Source organism: Microbacterium sp. K24, from assembly GCF_004794465.1.
Classification (GTDB): domain Bacteria; phylum Actinomycetota; class Actinomycetes; order Actinomycetales; family Microbacteriaceae; genus Microbacterium.
Window position 1 is genome coordinate 1 of the sequence record NZ_SSDJ01000052.1, and the last position, 26,759, is coordinate 26,759.

Here is a 26,759-nt window from a genome sequence, read left to right on the forward strand (position 1 = left end):
CAGATCAACGCGATCAAGGACGGCACGATCCAGTCCTACGCGTGGACCTTCGGCGACGGAGGCACCGCGACGGGCGTGACGGCAACGCGCACCTACGCAGCAGCGGGCACCTACTCGGTCAAGCTCACCGTGACGGATGACCGCGGCGGCGTCGCGACCAAGACGACGTCGGTCACCGTCGCTCCTGCCCCGAACCAGGCGCCGGTGGCGGCATTCACGCCCACCGCGACCGGGCTGTCCGTGGCGGTCGACGGATCGGCATCCACCGACGCCGACGGCACGATCCAGTCCTACGCCTGGACCTTCGGCGACGGAGGCACAGCGACTGGCGCGACGGCGACGCACGCCTACGCGGCAGCAGGCACGTTCGACGTCATCCTCACGGTGACCGACAACTCCGGCGCGACCACCTCGGTCACCAAGCAGGTCACCGTCACGGCACCCCCGGTCGCCTCCGCGCTGGCAGCCGACGCGTTCGCGCGGACGGCAGCAGCCGGAAGCTGGGGCTCCGCCGATCTCGGCGGTGCCTGGACGCTGCAGAACGGCGCGGCGGCGTACAGCGTGGCAGACGGCAAGGGCATCGCGACCCTGACCCCGTCCGCCACCCGGATCGCTCGCCTCGGCGTGACCGGCACGGATGCGGTGGTGCGGGTCTCGGTGTCCACCGACGCCTCCGTCGTCGGCGGAGCGGCGACGGCGACCATCATCGGACGTCAGGTCGGAGCATCCAACTACTCGACCCGCGTGCGGTTCGAGGTCGGCGGCGGCGTGCGGCTCTACCTGCTGCGCGACGAGGTGGCACTGGGCTCGTACCTGATGCCCGCCTTCACCTACACGCCGGGCACCACGCTGAACGTGGCGCTCTCGGTCACCGGGACCAACCCGACGACGCTGGGCGCCAAGGTCTGGGCGGCGACGGATGCCGAGCCGGCGAACTGGCAGATCACTGCGACCGACACCACCGCGGCCATGCAGGCCACGGGAACGATCGGGCTCATGAACACGGTCTCGTCCGCGTCGACGCTCCCGTCCACGGTGTTCCGCTGGGACGACCTGACCGTCACGAAGCCCTGAGGCTGATCGCTCAGAGACGATACACCCTGCCGGGGGTCCGCAGTGCGGACCCCCGGCATTGTCGTCGACGGGCCGGTGTGCGGCGATGCCCCGCCGCCGGGTCGAGCGGTCAGCGCGCGAAGCTGACGAACTCCGGGTTGTCTGCGGTCGACACCGCGCGGGGGACGCGCGGCACCATCGCGAGCGCGACGCCCAGCACGAGCGTCGAGATCGACGTGGAGAAGAACGGTGCGAAGAGCGAGTCCCAGAACACCTGGATGGCGAGGAAGATCATCAAGCCGCTGGCGGCTCGCTTCGCGACCTGACCTGCGGTGCCGAGCGTGATGATGACGAGCGCGACGATGAGCAGCGCTGCACCGAACAATCCGAATCGGATCCACAGGTCGCCGAGCATCGAGTGGACCTCGAAGCCGTTGCCGAACATGTACTTCTCGACGTAGCCGTTGTTCGGGTCGTAGTTGAGTCGAGCCATGCCGGTCTTGGCGATGAGCAGGTCGATGCCGTTCGCGAAGGTGCCGGAACCGAGTCCGAGCGGGTTCGCGGCGATGAGTTCGGTGGACGCACCGAGCTCCGGACGCCCTCCCAGCAGGAGCGAGCCGGACTGCGCGATCTGCGCCTCGGAGCGCACCGCTGCGGCCTTGCCGAACCAGCCCTCCAGGATGAAGGCCTGCAGGGCGGCGTAGCCGATCACGGCCGTGAACCCGAAGACCGCGAGCGTGCGCACGGTGGTCGAACTCTTCGCCAGGCGCGAGCCGAGGGACTGCCACACCACGAGCGCTGCAGCCACCAGGAGCATGGACCCGGCTGAGCGGGAGTCGTTCAGGGCGGAGACGACGGCCAGGAGCAGAAGGGCGATCATCTCGACCCACGGTCGGCGGCTCATCATGCAGAGAGCCAGCACGATCACGGTGGCCGGCACGGACAGATCGAACTTCCACACGTTGTCGGTGTCGAGGCCGTGGAAGACGACCCCGACCATCAGCCCGACGCCGTACCAGAACGCGGTCGAGGCGTTGCCGAGCAGGCTGCGCACCCACACCACGACGCCGATCCCGCCGATGACGCTGACGAGCGAGAACGTGTTCTGCTGCATCATCGACTCGCTGGTCGGATGATCGGCGGCGAAGAAGTCCGTCAGCACGAGTCCGCTGATGATGGCGAGAGCGCCGAGCGTCACGATCGCCGAACCGCCGCGTTGCCGCCAGAGCGTCACCACCCAGACGGGCAGCAGCACGATGCTGATCAGGATGCCGGCCGTCACACCCTGCAGCAGCGTGATCCTGGCCGCCAAAATCACGCAGACGACCGCAGCGAGGACTTTCATGGGGTGCCGTCTTCGGGGGTGCGGGACGCGCCCATGAGACGCTCACGGTGACGGGCGATGTAGATCGCGAAGGGCACGACCTGGAAGACCAGCACGGATGCCGCGTTCGCGAGGACGGGACCGGCGGCGCCCAGTGACGGGGTGATCAGCAGAGCGACGACGATGGTCGAAACCGTCATGAGAGCGACCGGGACCATCTGGAAGCGGATGCCGGCCTCGTCCATCAGGAACATCCCGAGCGGATACAGCGCGGCCTGGCAGACGACCATGAGCCCGAAGGCGATGACCGTCGAACTCGAGACCTCGAGTGAGTCGTTCGTGATGAAGCCGAACAGCCACGGGGAGACCGCCCACACGAGCGCGCAGATCACCGCCGCGCCGGCGGCGAAGAGCGCGGCGATCGCATAGGGTCCGCGGGTCAGCGTGCCGCGGGCGCGGGAGCGCGTGAACAGCGGCCACAGCGCGAGCCCGCCGGCGGCGACCACCCCGTTGATCGCGAAGAACACCTGACCGACCGCACCGTACTCCGCGACCTCGTGCGTCGTGCCCGATTGGGCCAAGATATACCGGAGGAGCGCGACGGACAGCGGGGCCGAGATCAACTGGACGAGCATCGGCCAGCCGATGTGCATGACCCGCACTCCCGGAATGCTGCGCACCCGGGGGATGTCGCGCATCGCGAGCTGGAGCATCGGCGAGAGCGCCTTGAGCGCGAAGCCGAACCCTGCGGCGGCGACCATGAATCCGGAGAGCATCGACGACAGCGCGAGGAAGGTTCCGGCGGACGGCGGTGCGAACGACACCAGCAGCCACACCAGCAACAGATTGAGAGGCCCCTGCGCCGCCTGGATGAGGATGATCAGGTGATTCTTGTGCAGGCCGAGCAGTACGCGCTGCCAGATGCCGAGCGGGATGCCGAGGCAGAAGATGGTGATCGAGACGAACGCGGCGAGGTCGGCGCCAGGGATCGTGCCGGCGTCTCCGAGGATCGCGCGCCATGCGCCGGTGAGGTAGAGGATCGCGTTGACGACCATGCCGGACCCGGCGAAGCCGACCATGATGCGCCCGACAGTGGTGAGCTGGGCTCGGATCGCTCGATCCTGGCGAGGGGTGTCGCTCACCGCGATGCTGTTCACCAGCACGGCGCCCGACCCGAGATCGGAGAAGGCGATGAGGCCGGGCAGCGATGCGACGAGCGTGTACAGCGCGTAGTACTCGACGCCGGCACCGCCGATGATGAGGCGGACGGTCAGGACGCCGCAGACGAGGGAGATGGCCATCGAGATGGCCCTCGCTCCGAGTGCGAGCAGAACGCTCATGCGTCGCGCGCGGCGTCGTCGCCCGGTGTTCCTTCAGCGCTCGCGTTCGCCCGCTTGGCGGCGAGGGACCAGCGCCGGGGAGGGGTCTCCGCGACGTAATAGGGACCGCGCTCGTTGCGCTTCACCGCATTGAGCACGATGCCGATGACGTCCTTGTGCGTGGACTTGAGAGCCGACAGCACCGCGGTGACCTGTTTGCGACGCGTCTTGCCGGAGCGTGCGACGACGAGGACGCCGTCGGACAGGTCGGCGAGCCACAGAGCGTCCGACACCACGAGCGCCGGAGCGCTGTCGATGATCACGTATTCGTAGCGCTCGCGCGCCTCTGCCACGAGCTCGCGCAGGCGATGGGAGGTGATCAGCTGCCCGGGATTCGGTGCGGGTGCGCCGCCCGCGATGATGTCGATGTTCATCGACTTCGCGTGCTGCAGCGCCTCATCGAAGGTCGCGTCGCCGACGAGGATCGAGGTGACGCCGACGGAGCCCTCGAGCTGCAGCTGCGTCGCGACGGACGACCGGCGCAGATCGGCGTCGATCACCAGCACGTCGTGGTTCGATTCGGCGAGCGCGGCGGCGAGGCCGATGCTGACCGAGGACTTTCCCTCGTGCGGAGCAGACGACGTCATCATGACGACCTGCAGTTCGCGGTCGACGGCGACGTACTTGAGGTTCGCTGCGAGAGCGCGGAAGGACTCGGCGGCGCGACTGTCTCGGCTGCGGAGCATCGTCGACAGGACCGTGTAGTTGCGGCGCCAGGCGACGATCTCGCCGATGACCGGAGCGTCCGTCACCGAAGCGATGTCGCCGCGCTCGGCGATTCTGGTTCCGAGCGCCCGTCGGACGAGCGCATATCCGACGCTGAGGGCGAGTCCGAGTGCGGCGCCGATGAGCGTGATGAGGCGGGTGTTGGGGCCGATCGGCGCCTGCGGCATGCGGGCGGGAGCGATCGTCTCGAGGCGGACGGCCGGTTGGCCGTTCGCATCGCTGGGCGACACGTCGGCGACGGCCGACACGAGGGAGTCGGTGATCGCCGCCGTGATCTCCTGCGCGCGTTCCTTGTCGCTGTCGGTGACCGAGATCTCGACCACGACCGTGTTGAGGGTGTTCACCACCGACACGCGCTTCGCCAGCTGGGTGGCCGTCTCGTCGAGATCGAGGTCGTCGATGACGGGGGTGAGGACCAGGGGAGAGGACGCCAGCACGGCGTAGGTCTGCACCAGGCTCTGGACGTAGCTCGAACCCTGCACGAGCTCGTTCGTGCTGTCGCCGCGCTGCGGGATCACCATGACGGCTGCCGTGGAGCTGTACTCGGGAGGCAGGGTCCTCGAATAGCCGTAGGCAGCACCCGCGCCGATGATCGTGAGCGCGATGATGACTATCCACTGTCGACGCAGGGCGTCGAGGTAGTCCTGCAGTGACATGATGTTCCTCCCCAGTGTTCGAGCATCCGGTTTCAGGATCCGGGGTGCTCGCCCACTGCCTATTCTCCCCTGTTCGCGGCCGTCAATCCGCCGTGAACTCCGAGTGTGTCACTCCGGCGGAGCTCTCCACGGTTTTCGTCACGATTCGCCGATATTCGTCGACGGAATGGCGGGCGGCCGCAGCCGCTGCGGCCGCCGGTGTATGCCGGACTGCATCGGCCCACGTATCCATGAGTTCCTGAATGGCGTCGGCCACCGCGACGGCGTCGCCGGGTGTGACGATCCGCGAGGTCGGATACGCCGCCACCGCCTCCCGCAGACCGGGGAGATCGCTGACGATCACCGGCCGTTCGGCGAGGATCGACTCGACCGCGGTGTTGCCGAAGGACTCGTCCGTGCGCGAGGGGACGATCATCACGTCGCACGCAGCGACGTGCGGCCAGATGTCGGCGGCGTAGCCGTGCGAGGTCACGACGTCGCTCAACCTCTCCGCCGTGATCTGCGCTGCGAGCTCAGCGGCGTACCACTCGTAGCCGCGGAAGACATCGCCGATGATCTCGAGGCGCGCGTTCCGTCCCCGATCGCGCAGCAGGGCGATCGCGCTCACGACCACGTCCGGCGCTTTGCGCGGCGACAGCCGGCCGACGTAGCCGATACGGATGGCGTCGAGATGCTCGCGCGGGGGCGACACGGAGGGCGGACCAGGCACCGGGTTGAGCACGACACGGATCTTCCGCCGCAGACCGGGGAGTGATCGGCGCATGAGGTCTGCGGTGAATCGGCTGTTCGCGATGACGGTGTGCGCCCAGAGCTGAGGGCTGTAGAGGAACGCGCGCAGCGCCCAGGGGGAGTTCGCCTCGGCCTCGTGCACATGGGTGATGGTCCGCACCCGTCTGAGGCGCAGCAGCATCGGCCAGTGCGGGACGACGACGGTGCTCACGTATGCGGCATCAGGACGGTATCGCGAGATCAGCCGCCAGGAGTCGACGAAGCCGCCGGCGGCGGAGGCGAGCAGCTTCGGCCAGTTGCGCGGCCGCATCAGCTGCTTGCGAAGCACGAACATCCGCTGGACGACGACGCGCACGCCGTGCGACTCGAGGGCGGCCACCAACGGGCCCTGCTCGGGAAGCGCGGCGACCACATCGTGGCCCGCCGCGGCGAGACCGGCTGCCGACTCGAGCGTCACGCGATCGGCGCCGTACAGCTCAGCACCGGGGTGGACGATGAGGACGAGCAAGAGGTTCCCCGTTCCCTTCGTATCGAGGCCCCGCCGGAAGCTGATCGGCGGCAGATAGGATCATTCTTACCGTGTCGACGCGGCTGAGGGGAAACCCTCGAAGCCCGCGCCCGCACCGATCAGTGCGGGAGAGGGGAATCGGTATGACTGGACGAGTGCTGTTCGTCTGCGCGCAGAACATCTGCCGATCGCCGCTCATGGCTGCCGCATTCGAGGACGAACTCGGCGCCGACGCAGGCCAGTGGGTCGTGGGCTCGGCCGGAACCGAGGCATCGCCCGGGCGGCGCGCCTGCCGATACTCGGTCGGCGTCGTCGTCACGGCGCTCGGCCATCTCTCCACTCCGTTGACCATGGCCGATCTCGACGAGGCGGATCTGGTGATCGCCGCGTCGCTCGCCGAGCGATCGCTGATAGTACGGAAGAGCCCGAGCGCTCGCACACGAACGTTCACGCTCCGCGAAGCCCTGCTGCTCGGGGAGCAGGAGGTCTCTGCCGCATCCCTCGCCGAGTACGCGGAGGTCCTGGACTCCCGCCGCGGAACGCTCGATCTCCCGGTGCAGCGGTCGCTGCCATGGCGACGCGATGCGGGCCACCCGCTCGACGTGGTCGACGTGCATCATCTCGGCATCCGCACTCACCGCAGAGGGCTCCAGAAGGCCGCCGCCGACACGCGCACGCTCGCCCGCCGCTTGCAGAAGTCGATCGCTCCGCGGCCGTGATCCGGTGGCGGCGGAAGCCGATCACCACTCCTGGGTGCGCCGTCTGGACCGTCGAGCCGTGCGGTGGACGCTCACCTTCTGGGAGAGGGCGCGAGCCAGGTGCTCGTACGCGTCGGCCACGTCTTCCCAGCGGAACGCGGTGCGGGCTCGCTCCTGTCCTCGGACGCCCAGGTCGCGCGTGCGTATCGGGTCCGCTTCCGAGTGCTCGAATGCGGCGGCGACGTCTTCGGGTGTGGAGAAGAACCAGCCCTCGTCGGCGAGCACCTCGCGATTGAACGCGACATCGAACGCGATGACGGCGGTCGATGCGCCCAGCGCGCGCAGGAGCGAGGGATTGGTGCCGCCGACCGAGTGACCGTGGTCGTAGGTGAAGGCGTGGAAGTAGAGCGCGTCCAGCAGAAGCTGGTCGTACACTCCGCCGACGAGGCGGATGCGGTCGTCTCCGGCGGCGGCTTCGCGGATCTGCTGCGTGTATTCGCTGCTGTAGGGCGCGGACCCCACGACGACGAGCGGCAGGCTCGCCCTGCTGTGCCGGTAGCCCTGGACGATCTCGAGCACGTGGTTCTCGGGTTCGAAACGGGCGACCACGAGGTGGTATCCGGCTGGGGTCAGCCCGAGCTCCTCGATCCGGCCTTCCGCGACCGATTCGAGGATCGGCGCGCCGTAGCGGATGAGCTCGGTGGGCACGTCGAACTGGTGACGGTAGTAGTCCGCGATGCCGGGGGCGTCGGCGATGAGGGCGTCCGCCGTGCGCACACCGAACTGCTCGGCCCAGCGGTAGTACGCCTTGCCGCGAGGGCCCCACTTCGAACGGCGCCACTCGAGCCCGTCCATGTGCAGCCCCACCGGTGCCCGGCGCAGCCGCAGCAGGGGGAGGAAGGGGGAGTTCGCCGCGTTGAAGACGAACGTGGCGTCCGGCCGACGGCGGAACATCAGATGCAGCGCAGACAGGCCGGTGTGGCTGAGCGTCTCGATCTGCTTGACGGGGATCGCCGGGAGGTGGACCACCCGCATGCCCAGGTACTCCTTCTCACGACGCTCGGAACCGCGGGTGTACACGACGACGTCGTGACCGCGGGCGGCGAGACGGCGACCGACTTCCTCGATCGCCGTCTCGAAGCCCCCGTATGCTGCGGGCACTCCACGTGTCCCCACCATCGCGATGGTGAGCGGATTCGCATTGCTCATCCGATCAGTATGCCCCGCTGGGCTGCACCATGACTTTCGCCGTGCGCCACATGATCTGCAGATCGTTCATCACGGACCAGTTCTCGACGTAGCGCAGATCGAGGCGCACGCTCTCGTCCCACGACAGGTCGCTCCGACCCGAGACCTGCCACAGGCCGGTGATTCCCGGCTTGATGTAGAGGCGGCGGAACACGGTGCCGTCGTAGGCGGTGACCTCGCTGGGAAGCGGCGGGCGCGGACCCACGACGCTCATGTCGCCGATGAGGACGTTCCAGAACTGCGGGAGCTCGTCGAGCGACAGCTTGCGCAGGATGCGTCCGACGCGCGTCACGCGCGGGTCGTCCTTCATCTTGAACAGGAGGCCGGAGCCCTGATTCTGGTCCTTGAGGGCCGCGAGCTGCTGCTCGGCATCGGTCTTCATGGAGCGGAACTTGACCATCTTGAAGCGTCGGCCGTCCCGACCGACCCGCTCCTGGAAGAAGAAGACCGGACCGCGCGAGTCGAGCTTGATGAGCATCGCCAGCACCGGCGCCAGCAGCGCGATCGGAATGAGGGCGAGCGTGGCGACGGCGATGTCGAGGGCGCGCTTGAGCAGGTGCTGTCCGCCCTCGTACGTCGGGATCTGCACCTGGATGAGAGGCAGTCCCTCGACGGGCGCGAACGAGATCCGCGGGCCGGCGACGTCGGTGAGGCGGCTCGAGAGGACGAGCTCTGCGGCCGTCCCCTCGAGCTGCCAGCTGAGCTGCTTCACGAACTCGGGCTCGCCTTCGGGTCGGCTCGCCACGATGATCGTGTCGGCGCCCAGCTCGGCAGCGACCGTCGACACGGTGTTCACGTTCCCCAGAACAGGGAACACCGCGCCGTCGATCTCCACCTCACGGGCATTGCCGTCGAGGAGCGTCGCGCCGACCACCTGGTAGCCGGACGCGCCGATCGGGTGCAGGGTGCGCACCACGTACTCGACGTCATCCCTGTTGCCCACGACGAGCGTGCGGGAGGCGAACCGCCCGTGCGTCCGCTGGGCCTGGAGCCAGTGGCGCCACAACCACCTGGTCACCAGAAGTGTCAACACACCGACGGGCAGCCCCAGCAGCAGCGTCAGTTGCATCGACTTCCATGCGAGCAGCACCGCCACGATGGCGATGATCCCGAAGGCGAGCCCGCTGGCGTGGACCACGCCGCGGTACTCGGTGGCACTCGCACGGAACAACGCGGCGTCCCGCGTGTGCAGTGCACTGAGCATGAGGTACCAGAGTGCGGCGAGGGGGATGCCGTCACGAAGGACCTCGAACCCGGTGATGCCGGTGCCCAGCTGGACCGCCGCCGTCAGACCGACGGCGAACAGGATGACGGCCGCATCCGTGATCCGCAGTCGCATCCGATAGCGACGCTCCCACTGGCGGCGTCTTTCCAGAGTCGCCGAAGCGCGGGGTGTGACCACCGTGCGCGTCACCGACTTGGTTGCTCTCGGAGCCGCGATCGGCATGAAGACCGCGCCCGGACGAGCGATGCTCAGAGCATCCTCGACGGAAGTCATGCCGAGGCCCCTTGAGCCGTGAATGTACGCAAAAATCCCCAGTGCGACATTAGTTTTCCCCAGATTTCCCCAGACCCTGAACCCCACGTTCACGGCAATCGTCTGCGTCCCGACCCCTCGGGTCCTGCTGAAACTCGGTGATCCCACTCACGGAGTGCATTTCGCCGTCCCACACGGCGGTCGCTAGCAGCAGGCACAGCAGACTCTGAACACTGTAGCGGATGGAGGGCGCGAGCGGAAGATAAATCCGCCGAATGGATGTACCGGTATTTCCAGACGGCTATTCTGACGCCGTGACTGCGAACTCCGCCTCCGCCCCGCGCCTCCGGCTCCGCCGGATGCTGCCGCGCGACCCCGCCCAGCCGCATCGCACCGCGAGCACTCTCGAGCTCTTCTTCGACCTCGTCTTCGTCGTCGCCGTCAGCATCGCCTCGGCCCAGCTCCACCACGCCCTCAGCGAGGGGCACTTCCTCCATGGCATCACGTCCTACGCGATGCTCTTCTTCGCGATCTGGTGGGCGTGGATGAACTTCACGTGGTTCGCGACCTCGTTCGACACCGACGATTGGCTGTACCGCGTCACGACCATCGTGCAGATGGGCGGGGTGCTCGTGTTCGCCGCCGGAATCCCACGGGCATTCGTCGACGCCGACTTCACGATCATCGTGCTCGGATATGTCGTGATGCGCATCGCGATGGTCGCGCAGTGGTTGCGCGCCTCCCGTTCGGCCGGCCCCCTGCGCTCGGCGACGCGGAAGTACGCCGTCGGCATCGCCGCCGTGCAGGTGCTGTGGGTGCTGTTCCTGCTGGTGCCGGAGGGCATCCCGCAGATCCTGGCCTTCACGCTCTTCGTGCTGATCGAGATCAGCGTGCCGGTGTTCGCCGAGTACCGCAGGCAGACCCCGTGGCATCCGCATCACATCACCGAGCGCTACGGCCTGTTCACGCTGATCGTGCTCGGCGAGAGCCTGCTGGCCTCGGCGAACGCGATCATCGACGCACTGCAGGAGGTCGAGTCCCTCGGTCCGCTGATCGCGATCTCGGTCCTCACGCTCGTCGTCACGGCATCGCTGTGGTGGATCTACTTCTGGCCGCCGCACCACCGGGCCATCAGCAGCTTCCGCAACTCTCTGAGGTACGGGTACACGCACTACTTCGTGTTCGCGGCGGCCGCGGCGTTGTCGGCGGGCATTGAGGTGGAGATCGACGTGCTGACCGGCGAGAGCCACATCTCCCAGGTCGCCGCCTCGTTCACCGTCACGATCCCGATCGCGGTGTTCCTCCTCGGCATCTGGTGGATCGCCATCCGTGCGCATGCCGACCGCGTCGTGAACACGGTCTTCCCGCTCGGAGCTCTGCTCGTGCTGCTCGACCCGATCCTCCCGATCCCGGTGACCCTCACGGCCCTGATCCTGGTGATCATCGTCGTGGTGCTCGTCATCCGTCCGCCCGTCATCCCCGACGCCGCAGGCAGAGACATAGACGAGGCATAGCCCGGCCAAAGCATCCTGATCGACTCCGTCGAGACCATGGTGTTCCCGCACCCGCGGTCCGCTCGAGAGGAGCCCGATCATGAGCCGCATCCCCGAACCAGACCAGACGCCCGACGGCCCCGCCTACGAGGGGCGCCTGCTCGATCGCGCCGACGAGGAGGTCGTCGACCAGGGCGTCGCCTTCGACATCCGCACCCTGTTGAGCCGCCGCGGCGTGCTCGGGCTCGCCGGTCTCGGACTCGGCGCCGTCGTGCTGGCCGCCTGCGCCCCCGCGGCTTCGGGCGGCGCGACATCGACACCGACGCCGACACCGACCGCTCGCCCCTCCGGCGATTGCGCCGCGGTGACGGAGATCCCCGACGAGACCGCCGGTCCGTACCCGGGCGACGGCTCGAACGGGCCCGACGTGCTCGAGGACTCCGGCATCGTGCGTCGCGACATCCGCTCCTCCATCGACGGGACGGCGACCGCCGACGGCGTCCCGCTCACGATCGAATTCCAGATCGTCGATCTGGCGAACGGCGGCGTCCCGTTCGCGGGCGTCGCGGTCTACGCATGGCACTGCACCGCGCAGGGGGAGTACTCGCTCTACTCCTCGGGACTCGAGGACGTCACCTATCTGCGCGGCGTGCAGGTGGCGGATGCCGACGGCAGGGTGTCGTTCACCTCGATCTTCCCCGGCTGCTATTCCGGACGCTGGCCCCACATCCACTTCGAGGTCTTCCCCGATGCGGCGTCGGTCACGGATGCGACCAACGCGATCGCGACCTCCCAGATGGCATTGCCCGAGGCCGCCTGCGCGGCGGTGTACGCGCAGGCCGCGTACTCCGGGTCCGCGCAGAACCTGGCGCAGGTCACGCTGGCGGGCGACAACGTGTTCGGCGAGGACTCGGGCGCATCGCAGCTCGCTGCGGTCAGCGGCGACGTGGCGAAGGGGTACGCGGCGACCCTGGTCGTCGGCGTCGACACGACCACCGTCCCGGCTGCCGGCAGCGCACCCGGGGGCGATGGCGGCCCTGGGGGAGGCGCTCGGCCGCCCGCGGGCTGAGGAGGGGAGATCCGAGGCCTCTCGCGATGTCTGCTATGCTGGTCGTGCAACGTGTGTGCTGTGCCCCTCTCGGCCGCCACGTCGCCACTGATCAGGGCCATCACGGACCGCGCACATCGATGCGCGCGGCATCCGCCCTCGATCTCACATCTTGCGGAGCGCCGACGCGTGCCCGCCACACAGCAATGAGCATCACCATGAGCACGACCACCTTCCCCCCATCCGATCCGTTGACCTGGAAACAGGCCGACGCCGACGTGCACGTCGCGACACGCGACGGCGAATTCGCCGGTTTCGTCGAATTCGACGGCACCGCGCACCTCGTGCGCGACAACCACGGCACCGAACTGGGCGCCTTCGATTCCCTCGACGCCGCCCGCTCCGCTCTCGAGAGCCGTCACGAGGCGCACGCGCAGGAGCGCAGCGGACCGGTCTCGCGCAGTTTCCGCCGCCGGCCGCGGCGCGCTCGCGCCTGAGCGCCTGCACACCGATCACGCCCCGTCAAGGGCCCCCGAAGTATTCCCGGAGCCGTATGTGGGTCGGGCTACTGTGAGGTAAGCGTTGGGCAGTCGCCTTGGGCTCCATGGCTCAAGGGCTCTGATCAGAGGGAGAACATCATCTCCATCACGCAGATCGAACCGACCGCGGCAACGCTGGGACCGATTCGTCAGACCTACTCCGGCAACACCGATTTCCCGCCGATGGCACAGGCCTACAAGCAGGTCTCTCAGGTGGTCAAGGAGACCGGCCTGCTCCGCCGGGCCCAGTGGTTCTACGTCCTCGTCGCCGCCGGCATCGCGGTCGCGCTGGGCGGCCTCATCACCGGCTTCATCCTGCTCGGCGACAGCTGGTTCCAGCTGCTCATCGCCGCGGGCCTCGGCATCGTCCTGACGCAGATCGCCTTCCTCGGCCACGAGGCGGCGCACCGCCAGATCCTCACCACGGGGCCGGCGAACTTCAAGCTCGCCCGCATCGTGATCGCCAGCATCGGCATGAGCTACTCGTGGTGGGACTCGAAGCACACCAAGCACCACGGAAACCCGAACCAGGTCGGCAAGGACCCCGACATCGAGGTCGACACGATCTCGTTCCTCGAAGAGGATGCCGCGAAGGCCAAGGGCCTGATCAAGCTGATCACCCGCAAGCAGGGCTGGTTCTTCTTCCCGCTCCTCACGCTCGAGGGGCTCAACCTCCACTTCCTCGGCCTGAAGTACCTGACGACGACGAAGAACGTCAAGGGACGCTGGACCGAGCTCGGCATCATCGCGCTGCGGTTCGCCCTCATCCTGGTCCCCGTCTTCATGATGCTGCCGCTCGGGATGGCCTTCGCCTTCATGGGCGTTCAGTTCGCCGTCTTCGGCGTCTACATGGGAGCCGCGTTCGCACCGAACCACAAGGGCATGCCGATCATCGATCCCCGCGCCCGCCTCGACTTCTTCACCAAGCAGGTGCGCACCTCCCGCAACATCCGCGGCGGATGGTGGGCGACCGCTCTGATGGGCGGCCTGAACTACCAGGTCGAGCACCACCTCTTCCCGAGCATGCCGCGACCGTACCTCGCGAAGGCGCGGGAGATCGTGCGCGACTACTGCGCCGCGAACGACGTGCCGTACACGGAGACCAGCCTCCTCCGGTCCTACGCGATCGTGATCGAGTACCTCAACCGCGTCGGTCTCTCCGCGGGCGCGGACCCCTTCGACTGCCCGGAAGTGGCGAAGTTCGGCCGGGCGTAGACCCCGGCTTTCAGAGGGCCCCGATCTCCGCGGAGATCGGGGCCCTCTTCCGTGTGCTCGGGCTCATCGGTCACGACGGATCCAGCGGAAGGTGAGCCGGCTGAGCACCAGCCCGACCACGAGCCACAACGCCAGCATCAGGGCGATGAGTCCGATCTCCCACGATCCGGTGGTCTCCGTCGCGCGGAAGGAATCGGGGAGGAACACCGAGCGCATGCCCTGCGCGATCCACTTCACCGGCAGCACGCCGGCCGCGTTCTGCAGCCACTCCGGAAGCATCGAGAAGGCGATGTACACACCCGAGACGAACTGGATGAGGAGCACCACCGGGATCACGACCGCAGCGGACGACTTCCCGGACCGGGGCACGGACGACAGGGCGATCCCGAGCAGCGTGCAGGCGATCAGCCCGAGCGCGAAGATCCAGGCGAAGCGCCCCCAGATCGCGGCATCCGTCGGCAGCTCGACGCGGTAGACGACCACGGCGACGGCGATGAGCAGGGCGATCTGGAGGATCGCGGTGACGAAGACCTCGCCGACCTTGCCGATGAAATAGGTGATCGGCGAGATCGGGGTCCCCCCGAGACGCTTGAGTGTGCCGTCGCTCTTCTCGGCGGCGATCTCCAGCGCCGGCGCCTGCACACCGGAGAGCAGGATGCCGCCGGCGATCAGCCCCGGCAGGTAGTACGTCGCCATGCTGACCGTGTCCGGCCCCTCGCCGATGTCGCCGGTGAAGATCGTCGCGAACACCACGTACATGAGGGTCGGGAACAGGAACGTGAAGAAGACCTGATCGCCGGCCCGGAAGTACTGACGCAGCTCGAACGGGATGCGACGGATGCCGAGGCGCACGGTGCGCCCGAGTCCGAAGCGCGCCGGTGCCGCGGTGGCGGAGGTCATGCCGCCGCCTCCTCGAGGCGCGAGTCGAACGCGCGGATCAGGTCGAGATAGACGTCTTCGAGCGTCGGTCGGACCACCTCGAGGTCTCGGGGTTCGCCCTCGTCGCGCTGCAGCGCGGCGACGAGGGCCCCCGGTGCGCTGGCGCGCTGCTCGTGCCGCCTGCCGGCCGCGTCGGTCCAGCGCACGAGCGGCACACGGGATTCCGCTCCGCCGAGCTCGTCGATGCGGCCGATGGCGGCGATGGTGCCTCCCGCGATCACCGCGGCACGGTCGCCGAGCTGTGCGGCCTCGTCGAGGTAGTGCGTCGTCAGCAGGATGCTGGTGCCCTCGGCCTTGAGCGAGCGGATCAGCTCCCAGAACTGCCGGCGGGCCTCGGGGTCGAAGCCCGTCGTCGGCTCGTCGAGGAACAGCAGCTCGGGGCGGCCGATGATGCCGAGGGCCACGTCGAGCCGACGCTGCTGGCCTCCCGACAGCCGTGCGGCCCGGGTGCGCTGCTTCTGCTCGAGCCCGACGGCGGCGATCACCTCGTCGACGTCGCGCGGGTGCGGGTAGTAGCCCGCGAACTCCTTCAGCAGCTCGCGCACGGTGAAAGATCCCGGCTCTCCGGTGGACTGCAGGACGATGCCCAGCCGCGCCTTCCACTCGAGGCCGCCGTGCTGCGGGTCCACGCCGAGAACACGCACCTCTCCCGCGCTCCGGTGACGGTAGCCCTCGAGGATCTCGATCGTCGTCGACTTCCCGGCCCCGTTGGGCCCGAGGAGCGCGAACGTCTCACCCTGCGCGATGTCGAAGCTGATCCCGTCGACGGCCGTGAAGTCGCCGTAGACCTTGCGGAGGTCGCGGACCTCGATCACGCTGTCTGTCATGCTTCCCAGACTGCCCGTCCGGAGCCGCGAGCGATAGCCGTGGAACGACGGAGGGCGGCACCCGCCGATGATCGACGGGTGCCGCCCCTCCGCGGCGGGACGGTGATCGTCAGCGCTTGCTGCTCTCCTCGGCGTCGACCACGTCGATCGTGATCTTCTCGAGGGGACGGTCGTCGTCGAGCTCGTCGTCGAGCACCTCGTCGCCGAGGAACTCCTCGCCGGACGTCTCGTCGGTCGCGGTCGGAGCATCCGCCGTCGGAGCATCCGTCGTCGTCGGGGCATCGCCGTCGATCTCGGCCGGCAGAGCCTCATCCGAGAAGATGCCGTCGGGACGGATCAGCTCGCGCACCTCGGCCATGAAGCTCGTCAGCTGCTGCTGCTGCCAGCGCAGCTGGCGCGCGCGGTCCTCGGCGTCGCGCAGCACGGCGGTGGTGTGGCCGGTGACCGATTCGACGATCTTCTGCGACTTCACCCGTGCGCGGTCGAGGACCTCGCGGGCGCGCACCTGCGCATCGGCCTCGATGGTCTGCGCCTGCGAACGCGTCAGACGCTCGTAGTCCTCAGCCCTGGCCGAGATGCGCTGGGCATGCTCCAGCGACGCCGCGACCTGTTCGTTGGCGTCGTTCGTGATGCGCTCCGCGTGAGCGACCGCCTGGTTGTGCAGCACGAGGAACTCCTGCTGCGCGTCGTCCTGACGGCGCGTCAGCGTCTCCTCGAACTCGAGGACGCGCGCGTTCATGTCGCGCACCTCGCGCTCGGCATCCGCGCGCAGCTGCGTCGTCTCGCGGGTGACGAGCGAGCGCAGCGCGGCCGCGCCCTTCTCGGCCTCGGTGCGGATCGCCGTCGCCTCCTGCGCGGCCTGGTTCACCTTCTCCGCGGCATGCGCCGCCTCGCGCTCGATGCGCGCCTCGTGCGCGGTGTACTCGGTGTCCATCTTCAGGCGCACCTGGTCGGCGTCGCGCTGGGCCTGCGCGGTGATGCGCTCGGCGTCGGCTTCGGCCTCGGCGCGCTGAGCGGTGACCTCCTCCCGGGCAGAGGTCATCAGCCGGTCCGCCTGCACGGCGGCGTTCTGGATCAGGACGTTGGCCTGCTCTTCGGCGACGCGCAGGATCGCCTCGAACTGCTGCCGCGACGGGGCTTCCTTGCCGTCGGGCTGCGGGGCGTCGACGAGCTCCGAGGTGAGGGTCGCGATCTGCTGCTCGGCGTCGGAGGCCTTCGCGGACGCCGCACTGAGCTCGCCCTCGAGGGCCTCGCGCGCCGCACGCTCCTCGGCCCGGACCGCCTCGACGGCATCCGACTCGTGAGCCTTGGTCTCGGCGAGGTCGTTCTTCAGCTGCTCGATCTGCGTGCGGAGGGTGCTGAGCGCAGCGTCCACCTCGCCCTTGTCGTAGCCGCGGAACCCCACGGTGAAGGCGGCCTGCGGCTCGCGGGGATTGGTCTCGATCAGCTGATCGAAGAAGTCGGGCGACCGCTCGTCGCGGTCGGTGCTTCCGGAGGATTCGCTCATGAGGTTCAAGCCTTTCTGGCGAGGCCACGTCGTGGAGCTGCGGCTCCGTCCCGCGAACGGGAGCGAGTGGACCGAAGGGGGAGGTCGTACGGGCTCACGCCACGGCCGAGACCTGGCGCAGGTCAGGCCGAGCGTTGGCGTGCGTCCAGCCTAGTTGCGTCCGTCGCGTCGTGCGCGCTCAGTTTCGCCGAGCGGCGATCGTGGAGATCACCGGCCGGGCAGGCCGTTCCGGGAGGGCGTCAGCGCGGCGCGACCAGATGGTCCAGGACGAGCTCACCCGTGGCGTTGAGGGACTTCATCATCTCGGCGATGAGATGGGGGTCGATCGCTGCCGGGGCCGCGGCGTCGAACCCGAACTGCAGGGGGATGGCCGGGTGGATCCACACGGTCGCGCGCTGATCGGGGCCGTCGGTGATCGGCAGCCACGTCATCATGAAGCTCTCCTGTCGCCGGAGCTTGGTCGCGATCACGATCTTCAGGTGCGCGAGCGTCGAATCCTCGATCAGGATCGGATCCGAGGTGCCGTCATATCGGAGTCTGCCCATCCCTGAACCGTACACCCGCGGATGAGTCCGTCGCGCACGGATGCATGCCCCTGATTCGCCTCGGGCGCAATCCCCTTCTGTTCGAGTGTGCCGAGGGGTTACTTTCGCCGGATGACGGAGAACGGGGAGGCGAGTGGAATGAGCGAGATGCGGACCATGGTGCGCACCCATGTCGCGGTCAACGACGTCGGTTTCACGCTGGCGCCCGGGCAGGATGTCGATGCTTTGAAGGAGGAGATCGCGTCCGCCGCGCGGTCGGGACCGCGTTTCGTCGAGTTCACCGTCGTGGGCGAACGCTCGGTGAGCGTGCTCATGTCGGCGGCGACGCAGATCGTGATCTCGGTCGAGACGGTTCCGGTCGACCACCGGGACGACCTGCAGGACATCGTGCCCTTCGGCAGCGCGTACGACCTTCTCTGACGGCACGGTGCGGCAGCCCGGGATGAGGGCGTGTCCGCTGATACGGTGACGGCGGAGGACACGGCGTCCCTGGGGCCACCGAGCAGGAGAGAACTTCGAGATGAAGCGAGCATCCCGTTGGCGTCTCGCGCGCGTGGGAATGGTCGCTGCGCTGGCACTGATGGTCGGAGTGCTCGTCCCCTCCCTGTCCAGCGGGAGCCCGGCCGCGGCGGCGACCGATGGCCAGATGGTCTTTCCCTCCTCCGGGAACATCCAGTCCAAGGTGGGGGACGGATGCCTCGGCAACTTCCGTGCCCATGACGGCATCGACATCGGCGGCGGAGGGGGGTCTCCGATCCTCGCGGCGTACGACGGCGTCATCAGGACGAACACGTACAGCAGCGGGTACGGCAACTACATCGACATCGATCATCCCGGTGGGTACTCCACGCGATACGCCCATATGGCCGACATCGGATGGTATCCGCCCGGGACCCGTGTCACCCGTGGTCAGCAGATCGGCGTCGTGGGAAAGACCGGGGCGACCACCGCGTTCCACCTGCACTTCGAAGTGCGGCTGAACGGCACGATCTACACCGCGATCAACGGCGGCTTCACCTGCCTCTCGAACGTGACGCGCGGCAATCTGATCCCTCTCTTCTTCCCCGGACTCGGAACCGGACCCGGCTCGGCGGTCTCCTCTGCCGACTACACCGGTGACGACAAGGCGGATCTGCTGATCGTCGCCGGGAACGGCGACCTGCGACTCCGCGCCGGCATCGGGACGGGATCGTTCCACCCGGCGTCGACGCCTTTCGTGCGCTGGGCGGGCACCCGCCGACACATCACGCACGCGGACTTCAACGGAGACAACAAGGGCGACATCCTGGCGGCGCGCTCCGACGGCGCCCTGGAGTTCTACGCCGGCACGGGGACAGGCGGATTCCTGAACGCCACCACACCCGGCAGCGGGTGGTACGACATGCTGCACATCGTGTCGGGAGCGGACTACACCGGCGACGGCAGGCAGGACGTCATCGGTGTGGCGAGCTCCGGAGTCATGACCATCTTCCGAGGAAACGGCGCGGGAGCGTTCGCGACTCCCTACGTCACGCTCGGCGGCGGCTGGGAGGGATTCCACTACCTCGTCGGCGGCGACTTCGACAACGACGGGCGCGGCGACCTGATGGGTGTCGACGATACGGGCACGCTCTACTTCTACCCCGGCGTCGCGAACGGCTTCGGCGTGCGACGTGAAGCGGGAGCGGGCTGGCTGGAGTTCACCGCGTTGAGCGGCGGCGTCGACTACAACGGCGATGAGCGGGCCGATCTTCTCGGTCGCACGCCTGCGGGGGAGATCTTCGTCTATCCCGGCACCGGCTCGGGCGGATTCGGCGCGCGGAGCCTCGTCGCCGCGGACGCCGCGGACTACCTCGCCATCGAATAGACAGGTCGATCCTCTGCGACGTGCCGGGAGCATCCGCGTATCGTGGGCGCATGCCCGACCCGACGCTCGAGGAGATCGCCGCCGGCCTGTGCGCCGGTCCGCCGGAGGACTTCGTCTCTGCACGCAACGCGCGGGCGAAGGAGGTCGGAGACGCTGCGCTCGCCGCGCAGATCCGCGCTCTGCGCAAGCCGTCCATCGCCGCATGGGTGGTCAACGTCTTCGCGCAGGAGCGCTCCGGCCAGCTCGACCAGGCGCTGCAGCTCGCTGCCGAGCTCCGTGAGGCGCAGGACGATCTGGACGCTCCTGCGCTGGCGAAGCTCGGGAGGGAGCGCCGCCAGCTGACGCGTCGGCTGGCCGAGACCGCCGGCGACCTGGCGGGGTCTCGGGGCGAGCGCATCACGCCGGCGACCCTCGAGGCCGTCGAGCAGACCATCTCGGCCGCGTTCTTCGACCCGGGAGCCGCTGCGGCCGTCGCCTCCGGGCGGCTCGTGCGAGCGCTCGAACCCACGAGCAGCGAGGACGACGTCCGGGAGGCCGTCGCCGGGGAGATCACCGCACTCGATCCGGCCCCTGCTCGGCCCGCAGACGAGCTGCAGGCCCGGCGCGTGCGCCGGGAGGCGGAGAAGCGTGTCGCTGCCGCGGAGAAGAGCCTCACCACGGCGGAGCGCGAGCTCGCTAAGCAGGACAAGGCGCTGGATGCCCTGGAGGCGCGGGCCGCGGAGCTGTCCGAAGAGGTGGCGGATCTCGAGTCCCGGCTCGCGAAGCTGCGGAAAGAGGCGGAGCGCGTGCAGGGCGAGAAGCCCGACCTCGAGGCGCAGCGGGCGAAGGCCGCAGAACAGGCGGATGCCGCGGCGGATGAGGTCGAAGACGCGCGGCGCGCCCTCGACGAGCTGTAGCGGGTGTTGCGCTCGGACGCCCCGTGGATCTGACCGTCCCCAGACGTCGATAGAGTTCCTCCATGCGAGCGAAGACGGCCGTGCGGGCGAAGTCGGCACGCGTCCGCGGCATCCTCGCTCTGATCGTCGTCGTCGTGCTGCTGGCCGCCGGAGCCGGAGTCGGAGTGGTGGTCGGAGATGCACTCGGGATCCGGGCGCAGCCCGCCGAGCGGATGGGCGGCGAGTCCCGCGCGGTGGCGTCGGTGCCGGCATCCGTTCCGCCTCCGCAGCTCACCGTGCTCGGTGCCGACGGAACGGAGCGGATCCGCGTCGCCGTCGAGGAGCTCGACGCGGCGCTGTCGGGCGTCGAGACCGTGGGCACCGCCACCCTGACGATCATGATCGGCGGTCGCCTCACGGATGCGGTCGATGACGAGGGCTACTTCCTCAGCGGCACGCCCGACGCACTCCGCATCGAGGGCACCGCGGCGGGCGCGGCTCGCGGGATCTACGACATCGCCGCCGCGATCCGGCAGGGGAAGGACATCACCGCCGACCTCGAGACCGCGGTGACGTCGCGCCTCCCGTTCCGGATGGTCGACCTCGGCGCCGTGGGGGTCGCGGCCGATCCTGAGGAATGGCTGCCGGGAACCGACTACTCGCACGCCTCCCAGGCGTTCGCGGACGTGTTCCTGCCCGAGGCGCCGTACATCGATCAGGACGCGCTCGCCGCGGCGTACGAGGACTACGACGACTACCTGCGCCGCGTCATCGCCGACGGATACAACGCCATCGCGTTCCCGGGGTTCGTCGAGTTCGTGACCTTCGAGGCTGTCCAGGGCGTCTACGCCGACGACGACACGCACGTGGCGAAGGCGCTCGCGCTGCGCGAGGCCTTCGGGCCGTTCTGGGACCGCGCCGAGGAACTCGGGATGAAGGTGTTCCTGCGCACCGACATGCTCACCCTCACCTCCCCGCTCGAGGCCTACCTCACCGACCGCTTCGGCTCGCTCGACACGACCTCGCCCGAACTCTGGGACGTCTATTCCGCGGCGCTCGACGAGCTGTACGCCGCAGAGCCCGCACTCGACGGGGTGCTCATCCGCATCGGCGAGGCCGGGCGCGTGTACGACGTCGAGGGGTGGGACTACTACTCGTCGCTGGCCGTGACGACACCGGAGGCCGTGCGCGCGATGCTCACCGCGCTCACCGGACAGGCCGAGCGGTCGGGGCGCGAGGTGATCTTCCGCACCTGGAGCGTGGGAGTCGGCGCCGTCGGAGACATGCACACGAACGCGGACGCGTACGAGGAGGTGCTCGGCGGGATCGACTCGCCCGCCCTCATCGTGTCGACGAAGTACACGCTCGGGGACTTCTACAGCTGGCTGCCGGTGAACGACACCCTGGAGCAGGGCGACCAGCGGCGCATCGTCGAGTTCCAGAGTCGCCGCGAGTTCGAGAACAACGGGGCGTTCCCCAACGATCTCGGGGCGGAGTACGCCTGGGCGCTGCAGGAGCTGCTGGCGTCGAACGACCGTATCGAGGGCATCTGGGCGTGGGCCCAGGACGGCGGGCCGTGGCGGGCGGGTCCGATGATCCTCTACGGCAAGGCCGGCTTCTGGCAGCTCGCCGACCTGAACTCGCAGCTGGCCGTCGATCTGGCGAGGAATCCGGATGCCGATCCGGCGGCGATCACGGCGGGATGGGCCAGGGAGTGGTTCTCCGACGACCCGGCGACCGTGCAGGCGATCGCGGACGCCATGGCGCTGTCCCGGACCGCGATCGAGCAGGGGCTGTACCTGCGGCCGTTCGCCGAGCAGCGGGTCTCGGCGATCGGCCTCGAGCCGCCGCCCATGATGTGGATCTTCGAGTGGGACATCCTCACCGGCGACTCGGCGGTGCTCGACGTGATCTACACGATCTCACGAGACCGCTTCGACGAGGCGGTGGAGGGCGGCGAGGTCGCCTCCGACGCGGTCGAGCGGATGCGCGCGCTGATCGAGGAGACCGACCCGTCGACCTGGCGCAACGCGAGTCTGCGCGAGGCCTTCCTCGGGAGCCTCGACTACGAGCAGGACACTCTCGACCTCCTCGGGTCGTACCGCGCGATGATCCTCCATCAGGCCGCGTGGCACGACACTCTCTCGCCGGAGTCGTACCACGCCTGGCGCACAGCACGCGACGCCTACACGGAACAGGCGGCAGCGCACCTCGCCTCCTCTGAGGGCGACGTGGATCACCCGGCCTTCAACCTCACGGCCGCCGAGCTGGGCGTCGAGCGCGGCGACCGCGACCTCGCCATGGCCTGGCTGGCCCGGGGGCTGCTGCTGCTCACCGCGGCGTGGGTGCTCATCGGCATCCTCTCCGCCCGCACGCGGCTGGTCCGCCGCCCCGGCGCGATGGCGGCGCGCGCGACGTGGGTCAGTGCGACGCGTCCGTGGCGGGCAGGGGAGTCCACCCTCGGGATGCTGCGCGCCGACCATGTGCTGCTCGGGCTGGTTCCGGGCGCGCTGCTGGTCGCCACCCGAGCCGTGCAGACCTCGTTCCTCTCATGGGCGCATCTCGCCATCACGCTCGGGGCGTGGGCGGTCTTCGTCGCGCTGCTGCTCCTGCTGTTCCGGGGACGCTGGGGCTGGGCCGTGCTCGCCACGATCGGCGGCGTCGTGGTGCTCCGCTGCGCGCTCGTGCTCGCCGCGCTCTCGTTCACGGGGCCGGGCGGGTACTGGGTCGCGTTCTGGACCGATCCGCTGCGACGCACGCTCTACATCGCCGTGGCCTTCGCGCTGTTCGTCTGGCTGTTCGTCGCCGTCGGCTGGGCGCTCGCCGGCCGCATCGGCGCACGGCGGGCGACGGGTGCGGTGCTCGCCGCGATCGGAGCGGGGCTCGCCGTCCCCGCGGCGGTCGTCGCGTCGATCGGACTCGAACGCGCCCTCACCACCTGGAACGACCAGATGGGTCTGCTGCCGTGGGGTCTGTCGAGGATCCTCGGCATCACCGTCTACCTCGACATCCCCGCGTCGAGCGCGTGGGTCGCCGCGGGCGCAGGCGTGCTGCTGGTCGCCGTCGGACTCGGCCTGCTGTTCGTCGGCCGGCGGGTTCCCGGTCGTCGCGACGCCGTGCCTAGTTCTGGATGAGCGTGAGCTGCGTGCCGTCGGTGTCGACGAGGTAGCCGATCCGCAGGCCCGAGCTCTCGACCCGGGGCTCGTGCAGGCGGGGTCGGCCGCGCTCGGCGACCGGGACGCCCGTCGCGTGGATCGCCTGCCACAGCTCGTCGAGGTCGTCGACCCGGATCGTGCACTGGTGGCTGCTCGTCAGAGGATCGACGTCGGGGTGCGGGAAGAACTCGATCTCGACGTCGCCGCGCCGCAGGATCATCCAGCCGTCACCGCGGAAGGTCGGTCGGAAGCCGAAGCTCCCGTAGAAGCTCTGCGTGGTGTCGAAGTCGCTCGAGGGCAGGTTCGGGAGTGCACGGTCCGGTGCCATGTCGGCATCCTAGGCGCGTGGTGCCCGTGAATGGGCGGCCGGACGGATGCGTCCGGGAAGGAACGGCAGGGCGGGCGCCCGGTATTCGAGTGCGGCGTCATCGGGCGAGAGCGTGTGCTCCGCCTGCCCGAACCGCCACATCCGGTTGAACAGGAAGACGCCGATGACCGCCGTGTCCTCGGCCGGAACCTGCCAGGTGCCGAGTCCCCACTGCGTGGGCTGTCCGCGTCCGTCGATGACGAGGGTGGGGCGGATGCCGGCGTACAGCGCGAACCACGGCCTGTGCAGGGTGAGCTCGATGCGGCGGGCGGGCGTCTCAGGGGCCATCACGATTACCGCGCGAAGAAGGCCTTCGTCTTCTCTCCCGCCCACAGGAGCAGGATGATCACCACGGGTGCGGCGATGTTGAGGATGTGACCCCAGATCGACTCGGCGGCCGGGGAGGTCGCGAGCGAAGCCACTGCTCCGAGCACGCTGATGACCTGGACGATCGTGACGATCAGGCGGGCGACGCGATTTCCCCGCAGGATGCCGGCGGCGAAGATGAGGTTCAGCGCGGCGGCCAGGATGGCGAGGACGGCGAGGACGATGAGGTGCCCGGCCGCTCCCGCGCCGGCGAGTGCCGCGACGATGGCGAGGATGCCGGCGATCAGGCCGAGGATGCCGGTGACGATCAGCAGGACGGCGACGATCGTGACCCCCACGGGCCGGTTGGTGCGGGTCATCTGTGCTCCAGTGCTCGAAGGGTGTCAGGTGGTGGAATCGATTCACCCTATCGATCGTGTGCCGGAGAACGCGAGAATGAATGTTCCGCCGAAGGGAGTCGATCATGAAGCTGCTGCTCACCTCGGGTGGGGTGACGAACGACTCCATCCGCGATGCACTGGTCGAGCTTCTCGGGAAGCCGATCGAGGAATGCACGGCGCTGATCATCCCGACGGCGCAGTGGGGCCACCCGATGTGCGATCCGTACTCGGCGCGAAGGTCTGTCGCCGGCCGAGGATCGGAGCGGCAGGATCTCGTCGGGCTGGGATGGAAGTCGGTGGGGCTGCTCGAGCTCACCGCTCTGTCGAGCCTGGACCGCGACCGATGGGAGTCCTGGGTGCGGGATGCCGACGTGCTCCTCGTCGAGGGCGGAGAGGCGATCTACCTCGCGCACTGGATCCGCGAGTCGGGACTCGAGCGCCTCCTGTCGGAACTCACCGACACGGTCTGGGTGGGGATCAGCGGCGGCAGCATGGCGCTCACGCCTCGCGTCGGCGCAGACTTCCTGGGCTGGCGGCCGGAGGACGGAGACGAGGCCCTCGGCATCGTGGACTTCTCGATCTTCCCGCACCTCGACTATCCCGGCTGGGAGTCCAACACGTCGGAGAGCGCACGGGTGTGGGGCGCCGACATCGGGGGACCGGCCTACGCGATCGACGATCAGACGGCGATCGCGGTCGTGGACGGCACCGTGCGCGTCATCTCCGAGGGGAACTGGTTCGCGATCTCCGGGGAGGGCTGAGGGCAAAGCAAAACCCCCGTGAGTAGAAGCCTCACGAGGGTTTCTGGGATGACGTAATGATCATCCGTGTGGCTCCGACGGGCGTCGATCCCGTGACCTCACGATTTTCAGTCGTGCGCTCTACCAACTGAGCTACAGAGCCGTGCGACCGGCGAACCTGTCGCATCCTAGACGAAGAGCCCCCTCCGAAGAAAGAGCTCATCGCATGGAGCGACCCTGACGGGACTTGAACCCGCGACCTCCGCCGTGACAGGGCGGCACGCTAACCAACTGCGCTACAGGGCCATACTTGTTTTCAATTATATCGGATGGAGTGACCCCAACGGGATTCGAACCCGTGCTACCGCCGTGAAAGGGCGGCGTCCTAGGCCGCTAAACGATGGGGCCGAGTCAGTCCCGGGGGACTTCCTTGCCGACGCTCAAGCATAAGGGATGTTCTGAGCAAATCGCGAATCGAGGGCGCGGCGGCTTCGTCGAACGCGGCATCGGGAGGACGATGGACACGTCAGGCGTGCCGTGGCATCCGTATCTTCACCCTGTTGCAGATGTGAATGTTGTTGTTAGTGTGACATGTGTGAAACCGGCGGAAGGGGCCGAGTGAACGACAGGAACACGCTGGATGCTGCCGAGGCGGCATCCGCGGAATGCGGCTGTGCACCCAGCCCGGCGGAGAGTCGCGCCTTCTCGAAGAGCGGCATCAGCCGTCGCGGGGCCCTCGGTCTCGGTGCGCTCAGCGTCGTCGCGCTCAGCGCGTTCGGTCTCACGTCCGGCGTCTCCGCCGCCTACGCCGCGTCGTACCCGAGTTGGGACGACGTGCAGAAGGCGAAGCAGAACGAGGCCGCCGCCGCCGCCGAGGTCACGCGCATCGAAGGCCTCATCGCCTCTCTGACGCAGAAGGTCGCTGAGACGCAGGCCGCCGCACAGGTCGCCTCCGACGAGTTCTACGCCGCCCAGCAGGCGTATTTCGCCGCGATCGCCGAAGCCGAGACCCTGCAGGCCAAGGCCGACGAGCAGGCCGCCGTCGCCGACGAGTCCGCGCGCAAGGCCGGACAGGTCGCCGCCCAGCTCTACCGCAACGGCGGCGACGACACGTCCCTCGAGCTGTTCTTCGCGGGATCCGCCGACAACGCCGACCAG

24 protein-coding genes, 3 tRNA genes and 1 pseudogene are annotated in these 26,759 nt (G+C 68.7%); 12 read left to right on the plus strand and 16 right to left on the minus strand.

Going from position 1 to position 26,759, the window contains the following annotated elements:
- Positions 1 to 1,074, plus strand: a 1,074-nt coding sequence (locus DW306_RS03205) for a PKD domain-containing protein (protein ID WP_136054207.1), incomplete at its 5' end; no start/stop codon positions are given.
- 109 nt (positions 1,075 to 1,183) lie between these two features.
- Here DW306_RS03205 and DW306_RS03210 read toward each other — a convergent pair.
- The 4 genes from DW306_RS03210 to DW306_RS03225 form a co-directional block, all read right to left on the minus strand.
- Complete coding sequence (locus DW306_RS03210; protein WP_136054208.1) at positions 1,184 to 2,398, minus strand: hypothetical protein; 1,215 nt, start codon at positions 2,396 to 2,398, stop codon at positions 1,184 to 1,186.
- On the minus strand, positions 2,395 to 3,717 hold the full coding sequence (locus DW306_RS03215; protein WP_136054209.1) for a hypothetical protein: 1,323 nt from the start codon (positions 3,715 to 3,717) through the stop codon (positions 2,395 to 2,397). Before DW306_RS03215 ends, DW306_RS03210 begins: the two co-directional genes overlap by 4 nt.
- Positions 3,714 to 5,138 (minus strand): polysaccharide biosynthesis tyrosine autokinase, encoded by a 1,425-nt coding sequence (locus tag DW306_RS03220; RefSeq protein ID WP_136054210.1) that lies wholly within the window; start codon positions 5,136 to 5,138, stop codon positions 3,714 to 3,716. Before DW306_RS03220 ends, DW306_RS03215 begins: the two co-directional genes overlap by 4 nt.
- 82 nt (positions 5,139 to 5,220) lie before the next feature.
- Positions 5,221 to 6,375, minus strand: a complete 1,155-nt coding sequence (locus tag DW306_RS03225; protein ID WP_136054211.1) for a glycosyltransferase — start codon at positions 6,373 to 6,375, stop codon at positions 5,221 to 5,223.
- 143 nt (positions 6,376 to 6,518) lie between these two features.
- On the opposite strand from DW306_RS03225, the gene DW306_RS03230 reads away from it, so the two are divergent.
- Positions 6,519 to 7,094: a hypothetical protein gene (locus DW306_RS03230; RefSeq protein ID WP_136054212.1), complete on the plus strand. Its 576-nt coding sequence runs from the start codon at positions 6,519 to 6,521 to the stop codon at positions 7,092 to 7,094.
- Between the two features lie 21 nt (positions 7,095 to 7,115).
- Here DW306_RS03230 and DW306_RS03235 read toward each other — a convergent pair whose 3' ends face one another.
- Together DW306_RS03235 and DW306_RS03240 are read right to left on the minus strand one after the other, a co-directional pair.
- The gene (locus tag DW306_RS03235; RefSeq protein WP_168429214.1) at positions 7,116 to 8,282 is read right to left on the minus strand and encodes a DUF1972 domain-containing protein; all 1,167 of its coding nucleotides are present in this window, start codon (positions 8,280 to 8,282) and stop codon (positions 7,116 to 7,118) included.
- A 4-nt stretch (positions 8,283 to 8,286) separates the two neighbouring features.
- On the minus strand, positions 8,287 to 9,819 hold the full coding sequence (locus DW306_RS03240) for a sugar transferase (protein WP_136054213.1): 1,533 nt from the start codon (positions 9,817 to 9,819) through the stop codon (positions 8,287 to 8,289).
- Positions 9,820 to 10,112: 293 nt separating this feature from the next.
- On the opposite strand from DW306_RS03240, the gene DW306_RS03245 reads away from it, so the two are divergent.
- The 4 genes from DW306_RS03245 to DW306_RS03260 all read left to right on the plus strand — a co-directional run bounded on the left by DW306_RS03245 (position 10,113) and on the right by DW306_RS03260 (position 14,093).
- On the plus strand, positions 10,113 to 11,312 hold the full coding sequence (locus tag DW306_RS03245) for a low temperature requirement protein A (RefSeq protein ID WP_240747035.1): 1,200 nt from the start codon (positions 10,113 to 10,115) through the stop codon (positions 11,310 to 11,312).
- Positions 11,313 to 11,391: 79 nt separating this feature from the next.
- Positions 11,392 to 12,360, plus strand: coding sequence for a 3,4-dioxygenase subunit beta (locus DW306_RS03250; protein WP_136054214.1), 969 nt, complete (start codon positions 11,392 to 11,394; stop codon positions 12,358 to 12,360).
- Between the two features lie 197 nt (positions 12,361 to 12,557).
- A complete protein-coding gene (locus DW306_RS03255; RefSeq protein WP_136054215.1) occupies positions 12,558 to 12,836 on the plus strand; it encodes a hypothetical protein in 279 nt (92 codons plus the stop codon).
- A 147-nt stretch (positions 12,837 to 12,983) separates the two neighbouring features.
- Positions 12,984 to 14,093, plus strand: a complete 1,110-nt coding sequence (locus DW306_RS03260; RefSeq protein WP_136054216.1) for an acyl-CoA desaturase — start codon at positions 12,984 to 12,986, stop codon at positions 14,091 to 14,093.
- Positions 14,094 to 14,156: 63 nt separating this feature from the next.
- Here DW306_RS03260 and DW306_RS03265 read toward each other — a convergent pair whose 3' ends face one another.
- The 4 genes from DW306_RS03265 to DW306_RS03280 all read right to left on the minus strand — a co-directional run bounded on the left by DW306_RS03265 (position 14,157) and on the right by DW306_RS03280 (position 17,911).
- Positions 14,157 to 14,993: an ABC transporter permease gene (locus DW306_RS03265; protein ID WP_136054217.1), complete on the minus strand. Its 837-nt coding sequence runs from the start codon at positions 14,991 to 14,993 to the stop codon at positions 14,157 to 14,159.
- A complete protein-coding gene (locus tag DW306_RS03270) occupies positions 14,990 to 15,859 on the minus strand; it encodes an ABC transporter ATP-binding protein (RefSeq protein ID WP_136054218.1) in 870 nt (289 codons plus the stop codon). The genes DW306_RS03265 and DW306_RS03270 overlap by 4 nt, the downstream gene beginning before the upstream one ends.
- A 109-nt stretch (positions 15,860 to 15,968) precedes the next feature.
- Entirely contained in the window at positions 15,969 to 17,366 is a 1,398-nt protein-coding gene (locus tag DW306_RS03275; protein ID WP_136054219.1) for a cell division initiation protein, read from the minus strand.
- 239 nt (positions 17,367 to 17,605) lie between these two features.
- Positions 17,606 to 17,911: a hypothetical protein gene (locus DW306_RS03280; protein ID WP_136054220.1), complete on the minus strand. Its 306-nt coding sequence runs from the start codon at positions 17,909 to 17,911 to the stop codon at positions 17,606 to 17,608.
- Between the two features lie 138 nt (positions 17,912 to 18,049).
- On the opposite strand from DW306_RS03280, the gene DW306_RS03285 reads away from it, so the two are divergent.
- The 4 genes from DW306_RS03285 (at position 18,050) to DW306_RS03300 (ending at position 23,766) form a co-directional block, all read left to right on the plus strand.
- Positions 18,050 to 18,331 (plus strand): hypothetical protein, encoded by a 282-nt coding sequence (locus DW306_RS03285; RefSeq protein ID WP_240747037.1) that lies wholly within the window; start codon positions 18,050 to 18,052, stop codon positions 18,329 to 18,331.
- 100 nt (positions 18,332 to 18,431) lie between these two features.
- Positions 18,432 to 19,757, plus strand: a complete 1,326-nt coding sequence (locus DW306_RS03290) for a VCBS repeat domain-containing M23 family metallopeptidase (RefSeq protein WP_136054221.1) — start codon at positions 18,432 to 18,434, stop codon at positions 19,755 to 19,757.
- Between the two features lie 50 nt (positions 19,758 to 19,807).
- Positions 19,808 to 20,653, plus strand: a complete 846-nt coding sequence (locus DW306_RS03295; RefSeq protein ID WP_136054222.1) for a transposase — start codon at positions 19,808 to 19,810, stop codon at positions 20,651 to 20,653.
- A 62-nt stretch (positions 20,654 to 20,715) separates the two neighbouring features.
- Entirely contained in the window at positions 20,716 to 23,766 is a 3,051-nt protein-coding gene (locus DW306_RS03300; protein ID WP_136054223.1) for a hypothetical protein, read from the plus strand.
- Here the strand turns inward: DW306_RS03300 and DW306_RS03305 are convergent.
- Genes DW306_RS03305 through DW306_RS03315 form a run of 3 tightly spaced genes read right to left on the minus strand, consistent with a single transcriptional unit; the run spans position 23,753 to position 24,840 of the window.
- A complete protein-coding gene (locus DW306_RS03305; RefSeq protein ID WP_136054224.1) occupies positions 23,753 to 24,115 on the minus strand; it encodes a bleomycin resistance protein in 363 nt (120 codons plus the stop codon). The genes DW306_RS03300 and DW306_RS03305 overlap by 14 nt on opposite strands.
- A 9-nt stretch (positions 24,116 to 24,124) precedes the next feature.
- Positions 24,125 to 24,442, minus strand: coding sequence for a hypothetical protein (locus tag DW306_RS03310; RefSeq protein ID WP_136054225.1), 318 nt, complete (start codon positions 24,440 to 24,442; stop codon positions 24,125 to 24,127).
- A 5-nt stretch (positions 24,443 to 24,447) separates the two neighbouring features.
- Positions 24,448 to 24,840 carry a hypothetical protein gene (locus tag DW306_RS03315; protein WP_136054226.1) on the minus strand — a complete coding sequence of 131 codons (393 nt, stop codon included), beginning with the start codon at positions 24,838 to 24,840 and terminating at the stop codon, positions 24,448 to 24,450.
- A 104-nt stretch (positions 24,841 to 24,944) separates the two neighbouring features.
- Here DW306_RS03315 and DW306_RS03320 point away from each other — a divergent pair, with 104 nt between their 5' ends.
- The gene (locus DW306_RS03320; RefSeq protein ID WP_136054227.1) at positions 24,945 to 25,622 is read left to right on the plus strand and encodes a Type 1 glutamine amidotransferase-like domain-containing protein; all 678 of its coding nucleotides are present in this window, start codon (positions 24,945 to 24,947) and stop codon (positions 25,620 to 25,622) included.
- 69 nt (positions 25,623 to 25,691) lie between these two features.
- Here the strand turns inward: DW306_RS03320 and DW306_RS03325 are convergent.
- From DW306_RS03325 to DW306_RS03335, 3 genes are all read right to left on the minus strand, one after another.
- A tRNA-Phe gene (locus DW306_RS03325) sits at positions 25,692 to 25,764 on the minus strand.
- Positions 25,765 to 25,833: 69 nt separating this feature from the next.
- A tRNA-Asp gene (locus tag DW306_RS03330) sits at positions 25,834 to 25,907 on the minus strand.
- 29 nt (positions 25,908 to 25,936) lie between these two features.
- Positions 25,937 to 26,009: transfer RNA gene (locus DW306_RS03335), tRNA-Glu, on the minus strand.
- Positions 26,010 to 26,219: 210 nt separating this feature from the next.
- On the opposite strand from DW306_RS03335, the pseudogene DW306_RS03340 reads away from it, so the two are divergent.
- Positions 26,220 to 26,759: pseudogene (locus DW306_RS03340) on the plus strand (M23 family peptidase); the annotation flags it as partial.

Coding starts and splice junctions, on each gene's coding strand:
- DW306_RS03230 (WP_136054212.1), top strand. CDS start 6,519: ATGACTGGACGAGTGCTGTTCGTCTGCGCGCAGAACATCTGCCGATCG.
- DW306_RS03320 (WP_136054227.1), top strand. CDS start 24,945: ATGAAGCTGCTGCTCACCTCGGGTGGGGTGACGAACGACTCCATCCGC.
- DW306_RS03270 (WP_136054218.1), bottom strand. CDS start 15,859: ATGACAGACAGCGTGATCGAGGTCCGCGACCTCCGCAAGGTCTACGGC.
- DW306_RS03275 (WP_136054219.1), bottom strand. CDS start 17,366: ATGAGCGAATCCTCCGGAAGCACCGACCGCGACGAGCGGTCGCCCGAC.
- DW306_RS03265 (WP_136054217.1), bottom strand. CDS start 14,993: ATGACCTCCGCCACCGCGGCACCGGCGCGCTTCGGACTCGGGCGCACC.
- DW306_RS03210 (WP_136054208.1), bottom strand. CDS start 2,398: ATGAAAGTCCTCGCTGCGGTCGTCTGCGTGATTTTGGCGGCCAGGATC.
- DW306_RS03310 (WP_136054225.1), bottom strand. CDS start 24,442: ATGGCCCCTGAGACGCCCGCCCGCCGCATCGAGCTCACCCTGCACAGG.
- DW306_RS03250 (WP_136054214.1), top strand. CDS start 11,392: ATGAGCCGCATCCCCGAACCAGACCAGACGCCCGACGGCCCCGCCTAC.
- DW306_RS03285 (WP_240747037.1), top strand. CDS start 18,050: ATGAGCGAGATGCGGACCATGGTGCGCACCCATGTCGCGGTCAACGAC.
- DW306_RS03300 (WP_136054223.1), top strand. CDS start 20,716: ATGCGAGCGAAGACGGCCGTGCGGGCGAAGTCGGCACGCGTCCGCGGC.
- DW306_RS03305 (WP_136054224.1), bottom strand. CDS start 24,115: ATGGCACCGGACCGTGCACTCCCGAACCTGCCCTCGAGCGACTTCGAC.
- DW306_RS03290 (WP_136054221.1), top strand. CDS start 18,432: ATGAAGCGAGCATCCCGTTGGCGTCTCGCGCGCGTGGGAATGGTCGCT.
- DW306_RS03215 (WP_136054209.1), bottom strand. CDS start 3,717: ATGAGCGTTCTGCTCGCACTCGGAGCGAGGGCCATCTCGATGGCCATC.
- DW306_RS03315 (WP_136054226.1), bottom strand. CDS start 24,840: ATGACCCGCACCAACCGGCCCGTGGGGGTCACGATCGTCGCCGTCCTG.
- DW306_RS03295 (WP_136054222.1), top strand. CDS start 19,808: ATGCCCGACCCGACGCTCGAGGAGATCGCCGCCGGCCTGTGCGCCGGT.
- DW306_RS03255 (WP_136054215.1), top strand. CDS start 12,558: ATGAGCACGACCACCTTCCCCCCATCCGATCCGTTGACCTGGAAACAG.
- DW306_RS03220 (WP_136054210.1), bottom strand. CDS start 5,138: ATGTCACTGCAGGACTACCTCGACGCCCTGCGTCGACAGTGGATAGTC.
- DW306_RS03280 (WP_136054220.1), bottom strand. CDS start 17,911: ATGGGCAGACTCCGATATGACGGCACCTCGGATCCGATCCTGATCGAG.
- DW306_RS03235 (WP_168429214.1), bottom strand. CDS start 8,282: ATGAGCAATGCGAATCCGCTCACCATCGCGATGGTGGGGACACGTGGA.
- DW306_RS03240 (WP_136054213.1), bottom strand. CDS start 9,819: ATGACTTCCGTCGAGGATGCTCTGAGCATCGCTCGTCCGGGCGCGGTC.